This window comes from uncultured Microbacterium sp., from assembly GCF_913776565.1.
In the GTDB taxonomy this organism is placed as follows: Bacteria; Actinomycetota; Actinomycetes; order Actinomycetales; family Microbacteriaceae; genus Microbacterium.
In genome coordinates this window covers 1-17,096 of record NZ_CAJYPF010000142.1, presented here as the reverse complement: position 1 = coordinate 17,096, position 17,096 = coordinate 1, and the positions used below count along the sequence as shown (strand labels likewise).

The window sequence follows — 17,096 nt, the reverse complement described above, 5'->3', positions numbered from 1 at the left end:
TGTCCACCGCGGTGCTGAACGCCGCCAGCCCACCCTCGACCCAATTGCCCGACTCGATCGCGTGCGCGAGCTGCGTGCCGGAGTCCAGCAGCCCGGCCCCGCTGAACGGTGTCGCGGTGTCGACGGGACCGGCGATGAGCGCGTTGCTCACAGGCCCGCCTCCAACGCCCGCACCCACTCGAGCACCTTCTGCTCGTACGCGTCCATGTCGCCACCGACGCCGACGATCTCAGTCGCCGAACGGCGCACCATCTCCCCCGCCGCCGCGATCAACGACCCCGCGGCATCCGCGGCCATCGTCGCCGGCGGCACCAGGAACGCACACAGCACCCCGAACGCCTCCGCGTTCAACCCGCCTGCCGAACCGGCATCCCGTGCCAGAGAGATATCGGATGCCACCGCACCCAACCGGGACGCATGCGACCCGATCAGCTCGGAATCGACGGCGATACGCTCCGCCACGGCGTCAGACCCGGAAACCCATCGGCGCAGCCGGCGGCGACTGCCGCTCGATCTCACCCGCCAACCGGTCCACGATCGCCGAGTCCGTGCCGAACGCCGCGCGCGAGATCTCCAGCGCCTGCTCCCCCGCGAGCCGCTGCGCCGCCCCCGCTGTCTCGACGATGAGCCGCTCCAACGCGTCGGGCTGCAGCTCGTACGCTGCGTCCGCCAGACGGATACCGACCAGCCGGCCCGTGGCATCCACCGTCACCGCCACCTCACGCCGCGGCGACGTCGCCGTCGCCCGCACCGCATCGATGTCCGCCTGCACCTGCTGCGCCTGCGCCGCGCGCACCTGCGCCTCAGCCACCTGCTGCTCGATCCGGGCGATCGCCGCCTCGGCTTCACGAGAAGAGAAGAGGTCTGTCACTCGGGAGATGGTAGTCGCGCTCGCCTGCGGAGGACGGAGAGATGTGAACATTCTCACGTTCCCGCACCGGGTGGAAGACTGAACCAATGCGTCCTCCCCAGCCCCGTGTCGTCGTGCTCGCCGGTGGAGTCGGGGGGTCGAGGTTCACCCTCGGTGTCCGCGCCGCCCTCCGCCGTCTGGGTGCTCCCGAGGCCACGGTGGTCGTCAACACGGGTGACGACCTCTGGCTCTCCGGGGTCCGTCTGCAGCCCGACGTCGACTCGATCACCTACGCCCTCGCCGGGGTCAACGACACCGAGCGCGGGTGGGGTCGAGCGGGCGACACCGAGCGCGTCAACGAGGAGCTGCAGGCGTGGGGCGCCGGCTGGCCGTGGTTCACGCTCGGCGACCTGGACCTCGGCACCCACCTCGCCCGCACCGGTTGGCTGCGGGAGGGTCTCACACCGACCCAGGTGCTCGCGCGCATGGGGGAGCGGTGGCCGCTCGGCATCCGTCTGCTGCCGATGACCGACAGCGAGGTCGACACGCACGTGCTGCTGGAGGACGGTCGGCGGATGCACTTCCAGGAGTGGTGGACGCGTCATCGCGCGAAGCTCGTCCCGCGGGCCTTCGAGAACCCCGGGATCGCGGATGCCGCACCTGCCCCGGGAGTCGCGGAGGCCATCGCGGGGGCCGACGTCGTGCTCATCGCGCCGTCGAACCCCGTCGTGTCGATCGGTCCGATCCTGTCGGTTCCCGGCATCCGCGAGGCGATGCAGGCGACGTCGGCGCGTGTCGTGGGCGTCTCGCCGATCATCGGCGGTCGGGTCGTGCGCGGCATGGCCGACGTGTGCCTGACGGCGATCGGGGTCGAGACCTCGGCCGCTGCCGTCGCGCGGCACTACGGCGCGCGGTCGGCGGGCGGTGTGCTCGACGCGTGGCTGCTGGCCGAGGAGGACGCCGCAGCGGCGCGCGAGGTCGAGGCCGCGGGCGTCCGCGCGGTGGTCGCCCCGCTGTGGATGCGCGACGAGGACACGTCGGCGGCGATCGCCGAAGCGGCGCTGGGGGCCTGAGCCAGACCCGCAACCGCGCACAGATGCAGGAGCGAGGGGCCATCTTGTGCCTCAAGCGCCTCGTTGAGTCGCTTCAGCCCCACCGGTCATGCAGATGAACCACGCACCGCGCGCACGGGCCGGCAGGCGCGCGGGCCGGCAGGCGCGCGGGCCGGCAGGCGCACGGGGGCGACAGGCGCGCGGGGCCGGCAGGCGCGCGGGGCCGGCAGGCGCGCCGGGCCGGCGGGCGCGCGGGGCCGGCAGGCGCGCGGGGGCGACGTGAGAACGTGGCAGACGCGTCAGGCCGCGGCAGCCGCCAGCACCGCCGACGTGTGCCGGCCGACGCCCAGGGCCACGGCCTCGGACAGCTGCGCGGCCGTGTCGACATCGCGGTGCAGCGTCGAGTCGCGGGCGACGGCGAGGTCGGTGCAGCCGAGCAGGCGGTGGCGGGCCGCGGAGTCGGGGCCGAAGGCCGAGACCCACACGGCTCCCGCGCGGGCGGTGATGAGCGTGGAGCCGGTGCCCTCGGCATCCGGAACCAGACCCCTCTCGACGGATGCCGCGAGCTCGAGCGCGGCGTCGAGGTCTGCGGGGCGCAGGGCGGGGACGTCGCCGAGCAGGGCGGCGCGGGGGCAGCCGACCCCGGCCGCGGCCGCACCGAGCGCGATCGCGGCGTCGAGGCCGCGGGTGTCGCCCTCGGGTACGACCTCGACGGTGCGGGAGCGGCGGAACTCGGCGCCGACGCCGTCGTCGTCGGTGACGACGATCACGCGGGACACCAGGTCGGCGGCCGCCGCGGCGGTGATGGTGTCGAGCGCGATCGCGCGCGCGAGTGCCGCGCGGTCGGTGCCGACGTCGGTGAGACGTGTCTTGCCGATCGCGGCGGGCTTGACCGGCACGATGATCGTCCAGCCGGAGGTGTCAGGGGTGCTCATCGCTTCCATTGTGTGCCGGACTCCGGACAATCCCCGCGGGGGGTGGCGCCCGGCGACGAAACGTGCGCCGGACGCGCCGCTTCTCCGCAGCGCGGCACTCGCGCCGCTCGGCCGGGGCATGCCGGCCCTCCGGACCGGGTCTCAGCCGAAGCGCTTGCGCAGGCGCGGCAGGATCTCGTCGCCGTACATGTGCAGGAACTCGCGCTGGTCGTGGCCGGGGTCGTGGAACACGAGGTGCCGGAAGCCCAGGTCGACATAGCGCGCGATGCGTTCCACGTGTTCGTCGGGATCGGTGGACACGATGAAGCGGGATGCCGCGCGCTCGATCGGCAGCTCGTTCGCCAGGCGCTGCATCTCGATGGGGTCGTGCACGCTCATCTTCTCTTCGGCGGTGAGCGCGAGTGGGGCCCAGAAGCGGGTCTTCTCCATCGCGGTGTCGTGGTCGGGGTGGTACGACACCTTCACCTCCATGAGGGTGTCGACGTCGTCGCGGGTGCGCCCGGCCTTGCCGAGACCGTCGTCGAGGGCCGGCAGCAGCTTCTCGGTGTACAGCTCGGGGTCCTTGCCGCTCGTGGTGATGTAGCCCTCGGCGATGCGGCCCGCGAGACGCGTGGCAGCGGGGCCCGAGGCGCCGATGTAGATCGGCACCTTCTGCTCCGGGCGGTCGTAGATGGTGGCATCCTTCACCGAGTAGTACGTGCCCTCGTAGGTGACGCGCTCGTCGGCCCACAGCTCGTTGATGAGGGTGATGGCCTCTTTGAGGCGCTGGAAGCGCTCGGGCGGCTCGGGCCAGTCCAGCCCGAGAGTGACCTCGTTCAGGGCCTCGCCCGTCCCCACGCCCAGGACGACGCGGCCGGGGTACATCACGCCGAGGGTGGCGAACACCTGCGCGATGACGCCGGGGTGGTAGCGGAACGTGGGGGTGAGCACGCTCGTGCCGATGATGACGCGCGAGGTGCGCGCGCCGAGGGCACCGAGCCACGGCAGGGCGTTGGGGGCGTGTCCGCCGTCGTGCATCCACGGCTGCAGGTGGTCGGAGAGGAAGACGGAATCGAAGCCGACCTCTTCGGCGAGCACGCCGAACTCCAGCAGCTCGTTCGGCCCGAACTGCTCGCTCGAGGCCTTGTAGCCGAAACGCAGGGGAACGCTCATCTCTCTCCTCCAACCTCACAGCCGCGCACGGGGGTGTGCGCGGGTTCGAACTCGGCTCCGTCGGCGCCGGTGAGACGCTCGCGGAACGCCTGGACGGTGCCCGGCCACAGCAGCGTGAGCCGCCCCGAGCGCGCGTCGACGTACCAATTGCGGCATCCCCCGGTCAGCCAGGGAGTGGATGCCGCGGCCCGGGCGATCTCTTCGGTGTACGCCGCCTCGGCCTCGGGCCGCACGCGCAGCACGCGCGCGGGACGGCGGTCGCGTTCGGCGAGGGCGCGCACGACGTAGGCCGCCTGCTCTTCGGCCATGAGCACCGCGGAATTGTGGCCCAAGCTGGCGTTCGGGCCGTTCAGCACGAACAGGTTGGGAAAGCCCGCGACCACGGTCGAGCCGAACGACGTCATGCCCCGCGACCAGTGCGCGGCGAGGGTGTCGCACTCGCCGTGGACGAGGTCGGCGTAGGGCTGCTCGGCGGCGGCGAAACCGGTCGCGAGCACCAGGACGTCGGCCTCGTACCGGGCACCGCTCGCGGCGGTGAGGGTCGAGCCGTCGACCGCGGTCAACGCCGTGGGCTCGAGAGACACCGCATCCGAGGCGACGGCGGGATAGAACGCGTCCGACAGCAGGACGCGCTTGCACCCGAAGGCGTAGTCGGGGGTCAGCGCCCGGCGCAGCGCCGGGTCGGCGACCTGCGCGTGCAGGTGCCGCAGCGCGGCGTCGCGGGCGGCGGTGGATGCCACGACATCCCCCGAACGCGAGGCGAAGCGCTGCTCTCCCTCGGCGTACAGGTCGGCGCGCAGGCGCGCCAGCTCGCCCGGGTGGGCGGCGAGGCGCTCGCGCTCGGCCGGAGCGATCTCACCGCCGCCGCGCGGCACGATCCACGCGGGCGTGCGCTGGAAGAGCGTGACGTGGGCGGCCCGGCGGGCGAGCTCGGGGACGAGCTGCACGGCGCTCGCCCCGGTCCCGACGACCGCGACCCGCTGTCCGGCGAGATCGACGTCGTGGTCCCACCGCGCGGAGTGGAACAGCGGACCGTCGAACGATTCGAGTCCGTCGATCGCGGGGACGTGCGGTTCGGTGAGGCGTCCGCACGCCAGGACCAGCGAGCGGGCGACGACGGGCTCGGCGCCGGTGTCGATGCGCCAGACGGAGTCGTCGGCATCCCACCGCGCTCCGAGGAGGGGCGTGCGCAGGCGCAGACGGTCGCCGAGACCCTCTCGTGCCGCGACGTCGCGCAGGTACCCCTGGATCTCGCTCCCCGAGGCGAAGGTGCGCGACCAGTCGGGGTTGGGGTGCGCCGCGAGGCTGTAGAGGTGTGCGGGCACGTCGCACGCGACGCCGGGGTAGGTGTTGTCGCGCCACGTGCCGCCGACGTCGTCGGCGCGTTCGAGGACGAGGACGTCGTCGCGGCCCGCCCGTCGCAGGGCCCCGGCCATCGCCAGCCCCGCGAAGCCCGCGCCGACGACGACCACGTCGACCGTGCGCGCGGTCACCGCGCGTCCCGTCTCAGCGGCGTCGGTGCCACGCGGTAGTCCGTCGTGCGCAGACGGAAGGGGCGCATCAGGCTGCGGGCGATGCGCTCGGCCGCGTCGACGGGGAGCTCCTGCCCGTGCTCGATGCCCGTGTCGGGAAGGACACGGCCGTCGTAGAGGGTTCCGCCCAGGTCGTCTCCGCCGGCGCGCAGCAGCACCGCGGTGCTCTCGCGTCCGACGCGGGTCCAGGGGATCTGCACGTGCGGGATGCTGCCCGACAGCAGCAGCCGCGACACCGCGACCATCGCTCGATGCTCGTCGATCGCGGATCGTCCCGCGACCAACGGCACGTCGCCGCCGGGCAGGGGGATCGGGACGAACTCGGCGAAGCCGCCCGTGTCGTCCTGGATCGCCCGCAGGCGGCGCAGGTGCGCGACGCGTTCGGCGGCGGTCTCGACGTGGCCGTAGAACAGCACCGAGGTCGAACGGAACCCGGCGCGGTGCGCGGCGGTGATGCCCTCGATCCACCGATCGATTGCGAGGTCGCCGGGGGCGACGAGGGCGCGCACGCGCTCGCTGAGGATCTTGACGCCCGTACCTGGCACCGTGTCGACGCCCGCGTCGCGCATCGCCGAGAGGGCGCCCTCGAGGCCGAGGCCGCCGCGGTCGGCGAGGTCGTGAACGTCGAGGGGGCGATACGCATGGACGTGGGTGCCGGGGGCCCCGCGCTTCACGGCCCGCACGAGGTCGAGATACGCCCCCGGGTCTTCGCCGGCGTCGAGCGCGCCCTGGATGCAGATCTCGGTCGCGCCGAGCTCGGCGGCATCCGCGGCGATGGCGGTGGCGTCGTCGAGATCGAACTCTCCGGGGGCGGCGCGACCGGCGCGTCGGAATCCGCTCGAGGTGAGGTTGCGGTTCTGCACGAGGGTGACGGGCTCGCCGACCGTGTACCGCCGGGCGTCGTCGGCGGCGGCGGCGAGGTCGTCGAGCTCGGCCCCGCTCGCGCGTAGGAGGCGCTCCCAGTCGGCGTCGTCGAGCGCGAGGGGGTCGGCGGCGGCGCTCTCGGCAAGGCGGCGGACGCCGGGGTCGCTCGGGCGCGCACCACCGGCGGCGGAGGAGGGGGTGGCCGGACCCGCGCCCGCCGCGCGCGCCCCGGCCGGGAGCACGTCGGCCGCGAGGCCCTCGGCATCCGCCAACGCCCGAACCGGGGTGTGCAGGGCCGGGTCGATCCAGCGCGCCGCCGCGCTCACGTACTCCGGATGCGCCGTCAGGCGCTCGCGCAGCGCGAAGCCGTGCGCGGCCGTGTGCGCGGCGAGATCGTCGATCTGCGGCCAGGGGCGCTCGGGGTTGACGTGGTCGGCCGTGAGGGGCGACACCCCGCCCCAGTCGTCGATGCCCGCGGCGATCAGCAGGCCGAGTTCGCGCGGGTCGGACAGATTGGGCGGTACCTGGATGCGCATTCCGGGGCCGAACACCAGGCGCGCGACGGCGACCGCGGCGAGGTATTCGGTCATGTCGGCATCCGGTGCGCCCTGCATGGCGGTACGGGGTTTCGCGCGGAAGTTCTGCACGATGACCTCTTGCACGTGACCGTGCCGGTCGTCGATCTCGCGCAGGGCGACGAGCGACTCGGCGCGGTCGCGCACCGTCTCGCCGATGCCGACGAGGATCCCGGTGGTGAACGGGATGCCGGCCGCCCCGGCGTCGTCGATCACGCTCAGGCGCAGCGCGGGGTCTTTGTCGGGCGAGCCGAAGTGCACCTGTCCGGGCTCTTCGTACAGGCGCCGCGACGTCGTCTCGAGCATCATGCCCATCGAGGGCGAGACCGGCCGGAGCGCGGCGAGTTCGTCGGGGTGCATGACGCCCGGGTTGGCGTGCACCAGCATGCCCGTCTCGGCGGTGATCAGCCGGGCGATGTGCGCGACGTAGTCGATGGTCGACGCGAAACCGTGCGCGTCGAGCCACGCGCGCGCTTCGGGCCAGCGCTCCTCGGGGCGGTCGCCCAGGGTGAGCAGGGCCTCTTTGCAGCCGAGGGCCTGGCCCTGCCGGACGACGGTGAGCACCTGCTCGGGGCTCATGTACGCGGGCTTTCGCAGCAGCGCGAGCTGGCCGGGGGTGTCGACGAAGACGCAGTAGTGGCAGCGGTCGCGGCAGAGCGTCGTGAGCGGCACGAACACCTTGCGCGAGTACGTGACGACGCCCGGACGGCCCGCGCTCGCGAGACCCTCGTCTCGCAGGGCCGCAGCGGCGGGGAGGAGCACGTCGAGGGGCGCGCCCAGCAGGGCCTCGGTCTGGTCGACGTCGGGACGGAGCCCCGACCGGACGCGTGCAACCAGGTCGTGGATGCCGGTGCCTCGGGCCGGTGCGACTCTCGGCGCAGCGCTGCCCGTACTCATCGCTCCAGGCTATCCCGCGGCTCCGACATCGGGGCCGGGTTGCCCCGGGCGGGGCGGAGAGTGAGCGGTACCGCCGGGCCATGCCGTCGGATCGGCGGCGTCCGGTCTCCATCGCCCGATCGTTGCCGTCCTGTGAGGTGCCGGGCGGATGGGGCGTCACGGACGCTGGCAGGATGGAGGACATGGTGACCCTGCTGCTCGATTCGACGCAGCTCGAGGTCGTGCTCTCACCGACCGAGCGTGCGCTGTCCTTCCGCAAGAGCAACATCGTCGTCCCCCGCGAGCACATCGAGCGCGTGCAGCTGACGGACGACGCGTGGACCTGGATCCGCGGTGTGCCCAACCCCGGCATCAACCTGCCGGTCGTCGTCGGCGCCGGCACGTGGAAGTCGGCCGGCGGAGACGACTTCGTCATCATCCGTGGTCGCAAGCCCAGCGTCGTGATCGACCTCGCCGGTCACGACGAGTTCGAGCGTCTGGTGCTGACCACCAAGCACGGCGTGGCGCTGCTCAAGGCGTTGCGGCTGGACGTGGCATCCGAACCCGAAGACGTCGCCGACATCGTCGCCTGAGCCGCTTTCGAAGTCGGACCGGCGCTCAGCCGGTGAACTGCATCACCGTGTCCCACGCGAGCTTGACGACCAGCAGCGACAGCGTCACGAGGAACACGATCCGGACGAATCCGCTGCCTCGACGCGTCGCCATGTGCGCGCCGATGAAACCGCCGGTGATGTTGAGTGCCGCCATCGCCAGGCCCAGGACGAGGATGACCTCGCCGTGCACCCCGTACACGATCAGCGCCGCGAGATTGGTGGTCAGGTTGGCGATCTTGGCGTTGACGCTCGCCTGCAGGAAGCCGTAGCCGAGCACGCCCACGATGAGGATCACGAAGAACGATCCCGTTCCCGGACCCAGGATGCCGTCGTAGAACCCCACGACGAGACCGATCGCCCCCGCCCGCCAGGCGATCGCGGCGGGGCGGTCGTGCCGCGGTTCGTGCTGCAGGCCCATCTTCGGCTTGACCAGGGTGTACACGCCGACGGCCACGACGGCGACCAGGACGATCGGGGTGAGCACCTCGCGCGGGACGTAGCGCGACAGCGCCGCCCCGACCGTGGACCCGCCGAACGCCCCGGCCACGAGGGGGATCAGCAGGATCAGCCGCACCCTGATCTTGCGCAGGTACACCCCGCTGGCCGAGAGCGTGCCGAAGAACGACGAGAGCTTGTTGGTGCCCAAGATGTAGGGCGTCGCGACGTCCTGGGGGACGGCGATCACGAGCGCCGGCAGCTGGATGAGCCCGCCGCCGCCGACCACCGCGTCCACCCACCCGGCCACGCCGGCGGCCACGAGCAGCAGCAGGAGCGCCGACACCGACACGGGCAGCCACTCGGCGATCACCGGTCCATCGAGCACGGTTGATTCTCGCCGGTCCGCGCGGGCGGGCCAAATGCGCGGGCGCGCCGTGGTCGATCGCGGCGATCGCTTTGCGGCGCGGGGTGCGGATCAGTCGATGTCGCGGCGCCAGGTGGTGAACAGCCCGATCACGAGCAGCGCCACCGCGTAGCCCAGCAGCACCAGGCCGCCGACCCACCACTCGAGCGTTCCGCCGCCGCCGGAGCCGATCGCACCGAAGATGGTCTGGCCGACGAGCGAATCGCTCGCCGCGCTCGGGAACCACTTCACGACGTCCGAGAACCCCTCGACGACGCCGCCGACCGTGCGCACGATCGGCTCGACGAAGAGGGTGACGGCGAGAACGATGACGATCGCGGCGACCTGATTGCGCACGACCGTGCCGACGCCGATGCCGACCAGCGCCCACAGCGCGTAGGCGAGCAGCATGCGACCGACCAGGGTCCACGTGTCGGGGGAGCCGAGTGCCGTGTCGATCCCGAAGAAGCCCAGGGCGCCGGCCCCCGCGGCGATCGAGGCCGCCGAGCCCAGGACGCCGTACAGAAGGCCGATCAGGATGCCGACGGCGAACTTGCCGACGAGGACGACACCGCGACGGGGTGTGGCGAGGAACGTCGGGGTCAGGGTCTTGTGACGGAACTCCGTCGTGACCATGAGCGTGCCGATGAGCAAGGGGAAGACATAGCCCACGGCGGTCGCCGAGCTGTAGACGAGCTCGGGGATGCCGTCGGTGGCGGGGGCGGGTCCGTTGGCGCCGGTCAGGCGGCCGGAGGCCACCCCGCCGAAGACGAACGCGAGGACACCGGAGGTGAAGGCGACGTAGACCACGAGCACGATCCCCAGGACCCACCATCCGGCGGTGGAGAACTGCTTGGTGTACTCGGATCGCGTGGCGGCGAGGAGCGTCATCGCGGGACCTCCGACGTGGGCTGAGCGGGCACGATGTCGATGACCCCCGTCGAGGCGACGGCGTAGGAGGGCCGGGGTGCGTCGGGGGTGGCGGGCTCCGACGCGGCCGGGTCCGCCGCGGCGGGGGCGGAGCGGGGCGGGGCGACGACGGCGACGAGCGCGGTGGACGGCCGCGGCTCCTCGCGCACGGCGGGTTCCGCTGGTCGGTCCGCGCCGGCCGCGGGTTCCTCTCGCGCGGCGGGCTCGGCGAGGGACTCAGCGGTGAGCGCGGGGGCGGGCGCGGGTGCCGTCGCGGGACCGGTACCCGCTGCCGGAGCGTCGGCGGGCGCGGGGGCCGGGGCGGCGGTCGCGGCCGGGGACCCGGCATCCGGAACCGTCCCCCGTCCCGCGCTCGCGTGCACGCGCACGCCGCTGACCAGCTCGAGGAAGATGTCCTCGAGGCTCGCGCCCTTGCTCTGCAGGTGCGACAGGGCGATGCCCGCCGCCGCGGCCAGGCCGCCGATCTCGACCGGTTCGTGGTGGCGGATCGTGAAACCGTTGCGCAGCAGCTGGTAGCCGATGCCGTGCTCGTCGAGAACGCGCGACAGGGCGGCGCGATCGGGGGAGTCCACGACGGTGGCGAACTCGTCGGGGTCGGCGAGATCTTCGATGCCCCCCTGGAAGACCAGTCGACCGCCCGAGATGATCAGCAGGGCGTCGACCGTCTGCTGCACCTCGGCGAGCAGGTGCGAGGAGATGAGGACGGTGCGTCCCTCTTCGGCGAGGTGGCGCAGCAGCGAGCGCATCCAGCGGATGCCCTCCGGATCGAGGCCGTTGGTCGGCTCGTCGAGCACGAGCACCCCGGGGTCGCCCAGAAGAGCGGTCGCCAGCCCCAGACGCTGTCGCATCCCGAGCGAGAAGCCGCCCACGCGGCGCCCGGCGACGTCGGCGAGACCGACCAGGCCCAGCACTTCGTCGATGCGCGCCGTCGGGATGCGCGCCGCACGTGCCGAGACCTTGAGGTGGTTGGCGGCGGAACGGCCGGGGTGGAAGCTCGAGGCCTCGAGGGCTGCGCCCACCGTCTGCAGCGGCGATGCCAGATCGCTGTAGCGGCGCCCGCCGATCGTCGCGGTGCCCGAGGTGGGGCGGACGAGCCCGAGCAGCATCCGCAGCGACGTGGTCTTACCCGCGCCGTTCGGACCGAGGAAGCCGGTCACCCGACCGGGTTCGACGCGCGCCGTGAGGCCGTCGACCGCCGCCACCGCCCCGAAGCGCTTGGTGAGTCCGGCGAGCTCGATCACCTGTCCGTCGGGCATACGGCACCTTTCGTTGGGCGGGCGTTCTTTCCATCTTCCCCGATCGGGGGGTGAAAACGCATCTCGGCGACGCCCTCGCCCCTGTGTAACGTGGCACCGTGCACGCCCCCGAATCCGCCACCGACAGCGTCCTGGTCTCGAGCCGTCGCGGTCTCGGCCACCTCACGCTGAACCGCCCGCGTGCGATCAACGCGCTCGATCTGGACACGATCCGAGCGCTTCACGTGACGCTGGACCGCTGGCAGCGCGACACCGACGTCGACGTGGTGCTGCTCGACGGAGCGGGCGAGCGCGGATTCTGCGCGGGCGGCGACATCCGGGCGCTGCACGGCATGGTCACCGCCGGCCGGGTGGACGAGGTGCACGCCTTCTTCCGCGAGGAGTATGCGCTCGACCACGCGATCGCGACCTCGGTCAAGCCCGTGATCGCGATCGCCGACGGCGTGTGCATGGGCGGCGGCATCGGCCTGGCGGGGCACGCGGCGATCCGCATCGTCACCGAGCGCTCGCGCCTGGCCATGCCCGAGACGCGCATCGGTTTCACCCCCGACGTCGGGGGCTCGTGGCTGCTGGCGCGCGCCCCCGGTCGTCTCGGCGAATACCTGGCCCTGACGGCCGGAGAGATGGATGCCGCGGACGCGCTGTACGCCGGGTTCGCCGACCACATGGTGCCCACCGCCCACCTCGAGGCGTTGTACGAGGCGCTCGAGAACCGCGCCGATCCCTCGAGCCCGACCGAGCTGGTGCTGCTGTTCGACGAGAGCCCCGAGCCGTCGCGTCTGGGCGAGAAGCAGGCGTGGATCGACGACGCCTTCGCCGCGGACGATGTCGCGGGGATCATCGACCGGCTGCGCGCGCGGCCCGAGCCGGAGGCGCTCGAGACCGCCGAGCTGCTGGCGGCCTCTGCCCCGACCGCGCTGACCGTGACGCTCGCCGCGGTGCGGCGCGCGCGCGGCCTGCCGTCGCTGCGGGCGGCGCTCGCGCAGGAGTACGGCCTGGTGCTGTGGTTCGCCCTCACCCAGCCCGACCTGGTCGAGGGCATCCGCGCGCAGGTCGTGGACAAGGACCGTTCGCCGCGCTGGTCACCCGCGCGACTGGCCGACCTGCCCGAGGATCGGGTCGCCGAGGCCTTCGCCTTCGAGCCGGAACCGGCGCTGTGGTGACGTCCGGGGGTCCGAGCCGGCCATGACCGCACCGCGGCGGCGCTGGTCGTTCGGGAGGGCCCTGGACGGGTTCTTCTTCGTGTTCGCCGGTCTCGCCGCGGTCTGGCTCGCCTACCTGAGCCTGACGCAGTCGTTCTCGCTCGGCTGGGCCGGGGTGCTCATGGCGGTCGCGTTCTGGGTGCTGCTGGCCTACCTCGTGCTGCCGCGGTTGCACCGCATCCTGACCGCGATCTACGTGCCCGACTACTTCATGGGGCGCACGCGCACCTCGGACGGACTGCTCGGAGACCCGGTCAATCTCGCGCTGCTCGGCGAGCGCGCCCAGGTCGAGGAGGTCATGGCGGCCGCGGGGTGGATCCCGGCGGATCCGGTGAGCCTGCGCTCGTCCTGGCGGATCGTCTCGTCGACTCTGCGACGTCGCAGCTATCCGCGTGCTCCGGTGAGCCCGCTCTTCCTCTTCGGGAGGATGCAGGACCTGGCCTACCAGCAAGAGGTCGCCGGCTCCCCTGCACAGCGCCACCACGTGCGTCTGTGGCGGTGCCCCGACGGCTGGCTGCTGCCCGGAGGCCGACGGGTGGACTGGCTCGCCGCGGGCACGTTCGACCGAGCGGTCGGCCTCTCGCTGTTCACCCTGCAGGTGACCCACCGCATCGACGCCGACACCGACATCGAACGCGATCACATCGTCGGAACGATCGAGGGGATGCCGGGAGTCGTCGTCGACGTCATCCGCGACTTCGCGACCGGGTACCACTCGCGCAACGGCGGCGGCGACAGCATCACCACCGACGGCGATCTGCCGATCATCGACGTGCGAGGTGTGGACGCGTCCGGTCTCGGCACCCCCGGCGCTGACGCTCGTGGGGCGGACACCTTCGGCGCTGACGCCCGCCGCGCAGCCACCCACGGCGCGGGCACCCATCCTGCCGGCGCCCGCGAAGCCGACACCGCTGCCGGCGATCTGGAGATGCCACGATGAGCCGGGCGGACTCCCGGCGCGAACGCGCGCCCCACAAGCGGGTCGCGTTCGAGCCCCCGCGCGAGATCGCCCCCGCCGAGGACGTGCATCACCGCCCCCTCGCGATCGTCGCCGGGGCCGTGCTGGTCCTGCTGCGGGCCGCGGCCGGAGCGCTGTGGGCGGTCAGCGTCGCCTTCGCGCTGCCCCCGTGGCTCCGCGATGTCGCCGGGGCCTGGAGCGGCGACGCCGGCGAGGCGGCGGACGTCAGCGCATCCGACCTCGGCGTGGGGACGGCGGTGTTCCTCGGCACCCTCGGCGTCGTCTGCGCGATACAGGTGGTGCTCGGCATCCGTATCCTGTTCGGCGGCAACCGCTCGCGGGTGTTCGTCATGCTGATCTCCGTCACGTCGATCTCGGCGAGTTTCGTGGGGTGGTGGGAGTTCGGGCAGGAGATCTCGATCCGCACGACGCTGATCACCCTGGCGCTCGACATCCTGGTGCTGCTCGCGCTGTCGAGCCGCGACGCGGCGGCTTATGCCCGCCGGCCGCGCGCGCGTCGCGGGCGACGGCGCGAGCGGGCGAAGCGCTCGGCGCGTTCCCAGCGGCGCACGGGGCTGCCCCCAGGCGCGCCGCATTAGCCTGAAAGATGCCGCGCCCGCATCAGACCGCGGCAGAACGGATGAACGGACGTGTTCGACAGCCCCATGTCGTCATCGGCATACGAGGTGCTCCGCGTGGCCGCCGACGCCGACGACGACAGTCTGCGCCGCGCCTATCGGGTGCGCCTGCGCGAGACGCACCCCGACACGGGCGGCGATGCCGCGCAGTTCGTCCAGGTGCAGCGCGCGTGGGAGCTCGTCGGAACGCCCGAGGCGCGCAGCGCCTACGACCGTGGCCGCGGATCGTCGTCGTCCGCGTGGGGAGGCGCGTCGGCGGCATCCCCCGCTCCGAGGCACACCGACACCCGGCCGCGTGCGCGGTCGCACGGCCAGCCCGGCGGGTGGCGCCGCGAGCGCTACCTCGGACTGATCCGCGAATGGGTGGGTCGCGGGGTCGAGATCCCCGACCCGTACGATCCCGCACTGGTGCGGTCGGCTCCGCCCGAGATCCGTCACATCCTCGCCGACGCGCTCGCCGAGGAGGAGACCGCGCGTCTCGTCTCGGAGCTGGGCATGGGTTACACCGTCTGGCACGACGTGCTCGCCGACCGCGACGGCATCGACCCCGAACAGAAGATCGACCACCTGGTCCTGGGCCCGAGCGGCCTCTACGCGCTGCTGAGCGAGGACTTCGGCGGTCCCGTGGGCGTGCGTCGCGGTGAGCTGAGCGGCCCGAACATCATCGGCTCGCCCGTGACCGAGCTGGTCTCGCGCGCTCGCGTGATCGCCCGCGCGGCCGGGGTGCGCTTCAGTGGGGCGTTGGTCGTGCTCCCCGACGACGACGTGCTCGACGCCATCACCGAGCTCGGCAAGGTGCGCGGAACCCCCGTCGCCCTGGTGACGCGCAGCGCCCTGACGACGCTGCTGCGTCGCGGGATCACGGGCGGTCGCGAGGTCGGCGGCACCGAGCTGTTCGACATCCGCACCCGCCTGCAGCAGCGCGTCCGCCACGTCTGAGTGGTCGCGCTGCCGCGCCGGACGTGCCTAGGGTGGGGCCATGAGTACCGACGACACCCCGGGCGCTTCGGCGTCGGACGACATGAAGCGCAAGTTCAAGGAAGCACTCGAGAAGAAGAACGGCCGGCAGCGGTCGGGCCAGGCGCACCTGGACGGCCACTCCGCCGTTCAGGGGACGCACGGCGCCGTGACCAAGCGGGAGTTCCGGCGCAAGAGCGGCTGAGCCCCTCGTCCCCCGCCGCGGTTCACCCCGCGCGGGGGGCGTTCAGCGGCGCCTCGAAGAACGCCAGTTCCAGGGCCATCGAGCGGTCGTAGGCATCGGCCATCTGGACCCGGACGGGGACGGACGCCGCGCGCGCGGCGGCATCCACGATCCTCGTCGCCTCGGCCGACGACGCGGCGAACGTCTCGTCCCCGTACGCCCGGAGCCAGTCGGCGTAGGCGTGGTCGGGGGCGAAGGTGCCGCGCCACCGGGCCCCGATATCGGTGTACAGGACGAAGCAGGGCAGGATCGCCGCGACGAGCACCGCGTACGACCCCGCAACGGACGCTGCCTGCAGGTGGTGGGTGTAGGCCAGGGTGGATGCCGCGGGCACGAGCCCCTCGGCCCGCACGTGGGTCTGGTGCAGCGCCGCCTCTTCGGCGAGGCACGACACCGAGGCCGCCGCCCAGAACCGCTGCTCGTCGACGTGCGGAGCCAGGGCCGCGGCACGCGCGAGGACGCGGGCGTAGGCGCGCAGGTACAGCAGGTCCTGTTCGAGGTACCACGCGAACGCGGTGCGATCGAGGGTTCCGGATGCCAGTCCCCGGACGAACGCGCAGTCGTCGACCGCCGCGCGGGTGGGGGCCGTGGCCTTCCACCTCTCGGTCGCCCACGAGGTGCCCAGGTCGATGTGCGCTCTGAGCTCGTGCAGGTGATCGATGGGACCGCTGCCGCGGCCGACGTGCAGCGCGTCCGCGTTCTCGAGGGCGCCGGTGAGCCACGTCTTGGCGCGTTCGAGGGCCGCGGGCCAGCCCAGTCCGTGCGCCGCGAGGGTCGCCATCGCCGACGACAGCGAGCAGCCGGTGCCGTGGGTGTGCCGGGTCACGACCCGCGGACCGTCGACCGGGTGAATCGCGTCGACGCTCACGATCGCGTCAGGACTCAGCGCCCCCTCGAGGTGCCCGCCCTTGAGCAGCACGGTGGTGTCTGCGCGGGCGGCGAGGGTCTGCGCCTGGGCGACGGCCGCGTCCCACGTGGTGGCGACCGGTTGATCGACGAGGACGGCGAGCTCGGGCAGGTTGGGGGTGACCAGGTCGGCCCGTCGGCACAGGTCGCGCACGGCGTCTTCGGCGTCGGCGTCGAGCAGGCGGTCGCCGCTGGTGGCGACCATGACCGGGTCGAGGACGACGAGGGGTGGGCGCACGGCATCGAGCCACGAGGCGACGACGGCCGTCACCTCGGCCGAACCGAGCATCCCGATCTTCACGGCGTCGATCTCGACGTCGTCGCTGACGGCGCGCAACTGCGCGTCGAGGAACGACGTCGGCGGCACGTGCACCTCGCGCACACCCCGCGTGTTCTGCGCCACGAGCGCGGTCACCGCGGCCATGCCGTAGCCGCCGAACGCGGCGATCGACTTGAGGTCGGCCTGCACGCCTGCGCCCCCCGTGGGATCGGTGCCGGCGATGCTGAGGACGCGGGGGCTCATGGGCGTCTCCCTTCTCGGGGAGCGGGCGTCGCGGCGCGTGCGGGTCCGGCATCGGTGGTCCGGAGAGGTGCCGGGGACGCGCTGTCGGTCGTGCCGGGTGCGCCTCGGCCGCCGGTGGGCGCGTGGGTCGCACCGCTCGCCCACGCCGCGCGCAGCTCGCGTACGACGGCGCCCGGGTCATCCGCGCCGCT

The 17,096-nt window shown here is 72.9% G+C and carries 17 protein-coding genes; 7 read left to right on the top strand and 10 right to left on the bottom strand.

Annotated features, from left to right (window positions below):
• Nucleotides 1-147: 147 nt before the first annotated feature.
• Both QZ433_RS07630 and QZ433_RS07625 read right to left on the bottom strand, forming a co-directional pair.
• Nucleotides 148-462 carry a hypothetical protein gene (locus tag QZ433_RS07630; RefSeq protein ID WP_295781479.1) on the bottom strand — a complete coding sequence of 105 codons (315 nt, stop codon included), beginning with the start codon at nt 460-462 and terminating at the stop codon, nt 148-150.
• A 4-nt stretch (nt 463-466) separates the two neighbouring features.
• Entirely contained in the window at nt 467-871 is a 405-nt protein-coding gene (locus QZ433_RS07625) for a YbaB/EbfC family nucleoid-associated protein (protein WP_295781475.1), read from the bottom strand.
• A gap of 86 nt (nt 872-957) precedes the next feature.
• Between QZ433_RS07625 and cofD the strand changes: the two genes are divergently transcribed.
• Nucleotides 958-1,923, top strand: coding sequence for a 2-phospho-L-lactate transferase (gene cofD / locus QZ433_RS07620; RefSeq protein WP_295781473.1), 966 nt, complete (start codon nt 958-960; stop codon nt 1,921-1,923).
• 278 nt (nt 1,924-2,201) lie between these two features.
• Here the strand turns inward: cofD and cofC are convergent, their stop codons facing one another.
• From cofC to cofG, 4 genes are all read right to left on the bottom strand, one after another.
• Nucleotides 2,202-2,837 (bottom strand): 2-phospho-L-lactate guanylyltransferase, encoded by a 636-nt coding sequence (gene cofC / locus QZ433_RS07615; protein ID WP_295781470.1) that lies wholly within the window; start codon nt 2,835-2,837, stop codon nt 2,202-2,204.
• A 141-nt stretch (nt 2,838-2,978) separates the two neighbouring features.
• Nucleotides 2,979-3,989 (bottom strand): glucose-6-phosphate dehydrogenase (coenzyme-F420), encoded by a 1,011-nt coding sequence (fgd, locus tag QZ433_RS07610; RefSeq protein ID WP_295781467.1) that lies wholly within the window; start codon nt 3,987-3,989, stop codon nt 2,979-2,981.
• Entirely contained in the window at nt 3,986-5,482 is a 1,497-nt protein-coding gene (locus QZ433_RS07605; RefSeq protein WP_295781466.1) for an NAD(P)/FAD-dependent oxidoreductase, read from the bottom strand. The genes fgd and QZ433_RS07605 overlap by 4 nt, the downstream gene beginning before the upstream one ends.
• Complete coding sequence (gene cofG, locus QZ433_RS07600) at nt 5,479-7,857, bottom strand: 7,8-didemethyl-8-hydroxy-5-deazariboflavin synthase CofG (RefSeq protein WP_295781463.1); 2,379 nt, start codon at nt 7,855-7,857, stop codon at nt 5,479-5,481. Before cofG ends, QZ433_RS07605 begins: the two co-directional genes overlap by 4 nt.
• Nucleotides 7,858-8,039: 182 nt before the next feature.
• Between cofG and QZ433_RS07595 the strand changes: the two genes are divergently transcribed.
• Nucleotides 8,040-8,429 carry a hypothetical protein gene (locus tag QZ433_RS07595; RefSeq protein ID WP_295781458.1) on the top strand — a complete coding sequence of 130 codons (390 nt, stop codon included), beginning with the start codon at nt 8,040-8,042 and terminating at the stop codon, nt 8,427-8,429.
• Between the two features lie 25 nt (nt 8,430-8,454).
• Here the strand turns inward: QZ433_RS07595 and QZ433_RS07590 are convergent, their stop codons facing one another.
• The 3 genes from QZ433_RS07590 to QZ433_RS07580 form a co-directional block, all read right to left on the bottom strand.
• Nucleotides 8,455-9,273 (bottom strand): TSUP family transporter, encoded by an 819-nt coding sequence (locus QZ433_RS07590; protein ID WP_295781456.1) that lies wholly within the window; start codon nt 9,271-9,273, stop codon nt 8,455-8,457.
• A gap of 90 nt (nt 9,274-9,363) precedes the next feature.
• The gene (locus tag QZ433_RS07585) at nt 9,364-10,182 is read right to left on the bottom strand and encodes an ABC transporter permease (RefSeq protein WP_295781454.1); all 819 of its coding nucleotides are present in this window, start codon (nt 10,180-10,182) and stop codon (nt 9,364-9,366) included.
• Nucleotides 10,179-11,477, bottom strand: coding sequence for an ABC transporter ATP-binding protein (locus tag QZ433_RS07580; RefSeq protein WP_295781451.1), 1,299 nt, complete (start codon nt 11,475-11,477; stop codon nt 10,179-10,181). The genes QZ433_RS07585 and QZ433_RS07580 overlap by 4 nt, the downstream gene beginning before the upstream one ends.
• 98 nt (nt 11,478-11,575) lie before the next feature.
• On the opposite strand from QZ433_RS07580, the gene QZ433_RS07575 reads away from it, so the two are divergent.
• The 5 genes from QZ433_RS07575 to QZ433_RS07555 are packed head-to-tail and all read left to right on the top strand — an operon-like array spanning nt 11,576 to nt 15,437.
• Complete coding sequence (locus QZ433_RS07575; protein ID WP_295781448.1) at nt 11,576-12,640, top strand: enoyl-CoA hydratase/isomerase family protein; 1,065 nt, start codon at nt 11,576-11,578, stop codon at nt 12,638-12,640.
• Nucleotides 12,641-12,662: 22 nt separating this feature from the next.
• Nucleotides 12,663-13,619: an LssY C-terminal domain-containing protein gene (locus tag QZ433_RS07570; RefSeq protein ID WP_366761896.1), complete on the top strand. Its 957-nt coding sequence runs from the start codon at nt 12,663-12,665 to the stop codon at nt 13,617-13,619.
• Nucleotides 13,616-14,236, top strand: coding sequence for a hypothetical protein (locus tag QZ433_RS07565; protein ID WP_295781445.1), 621 nt, complete (start codon nt 13,616-13,618; stop codon nt 14,234-14,236). The genes QZ433_RS07570 and QZ433_RS07565 overlap by 4 nt, the downstream gene beginning before the upstream one ends.
• A gap of 51 nt (nt 14,237-14,287) precedes the next feature.
• A complete protein-coding gene (locus tag QZ433_RS07560) occupies nt 14,288-15,214 on the top strand; it encodes a DnaJ domain-containing protein (protein ID WP_295781443.1) in 927 nt (308 codons plus the stop codon).
• A gap of 40 nt (nt 15,215-15,254) precedes the next feature.
• Nucleotides 15,255-15,437, top strand: a complete 183-nt coding sequence (locus tag QZ433_RS07555) for a DUF5302 domain-containing protein (RefSeq protein ID WP_295781440.1) — start codon at nt 15,255-15,257, stop codon at nt 15,435-15,437.
• Between the two features lie 22 nt (nt 15,438-15,459).
• On the opposite strand, the gene thiD is transcribed toward QZ433_RS07555, so the two are convergent.
• Nucleotides 15,460-16,905 (bottom strand): bifunctional hydroxymethylpyrimidine kinase/phosphomethylpyrimidine kinase, encoded by a 1,446-nt coding sequence (gene thiD, locus QZ433_RS07550; protein WP_295781438.1) that lies wholly within the window; start codon nt 16,903-16,905, stop codon nt 15,460-15,462.
• Between the last annotated feature and the right edge of the window lie 191 nt (nt 16,906-17,096).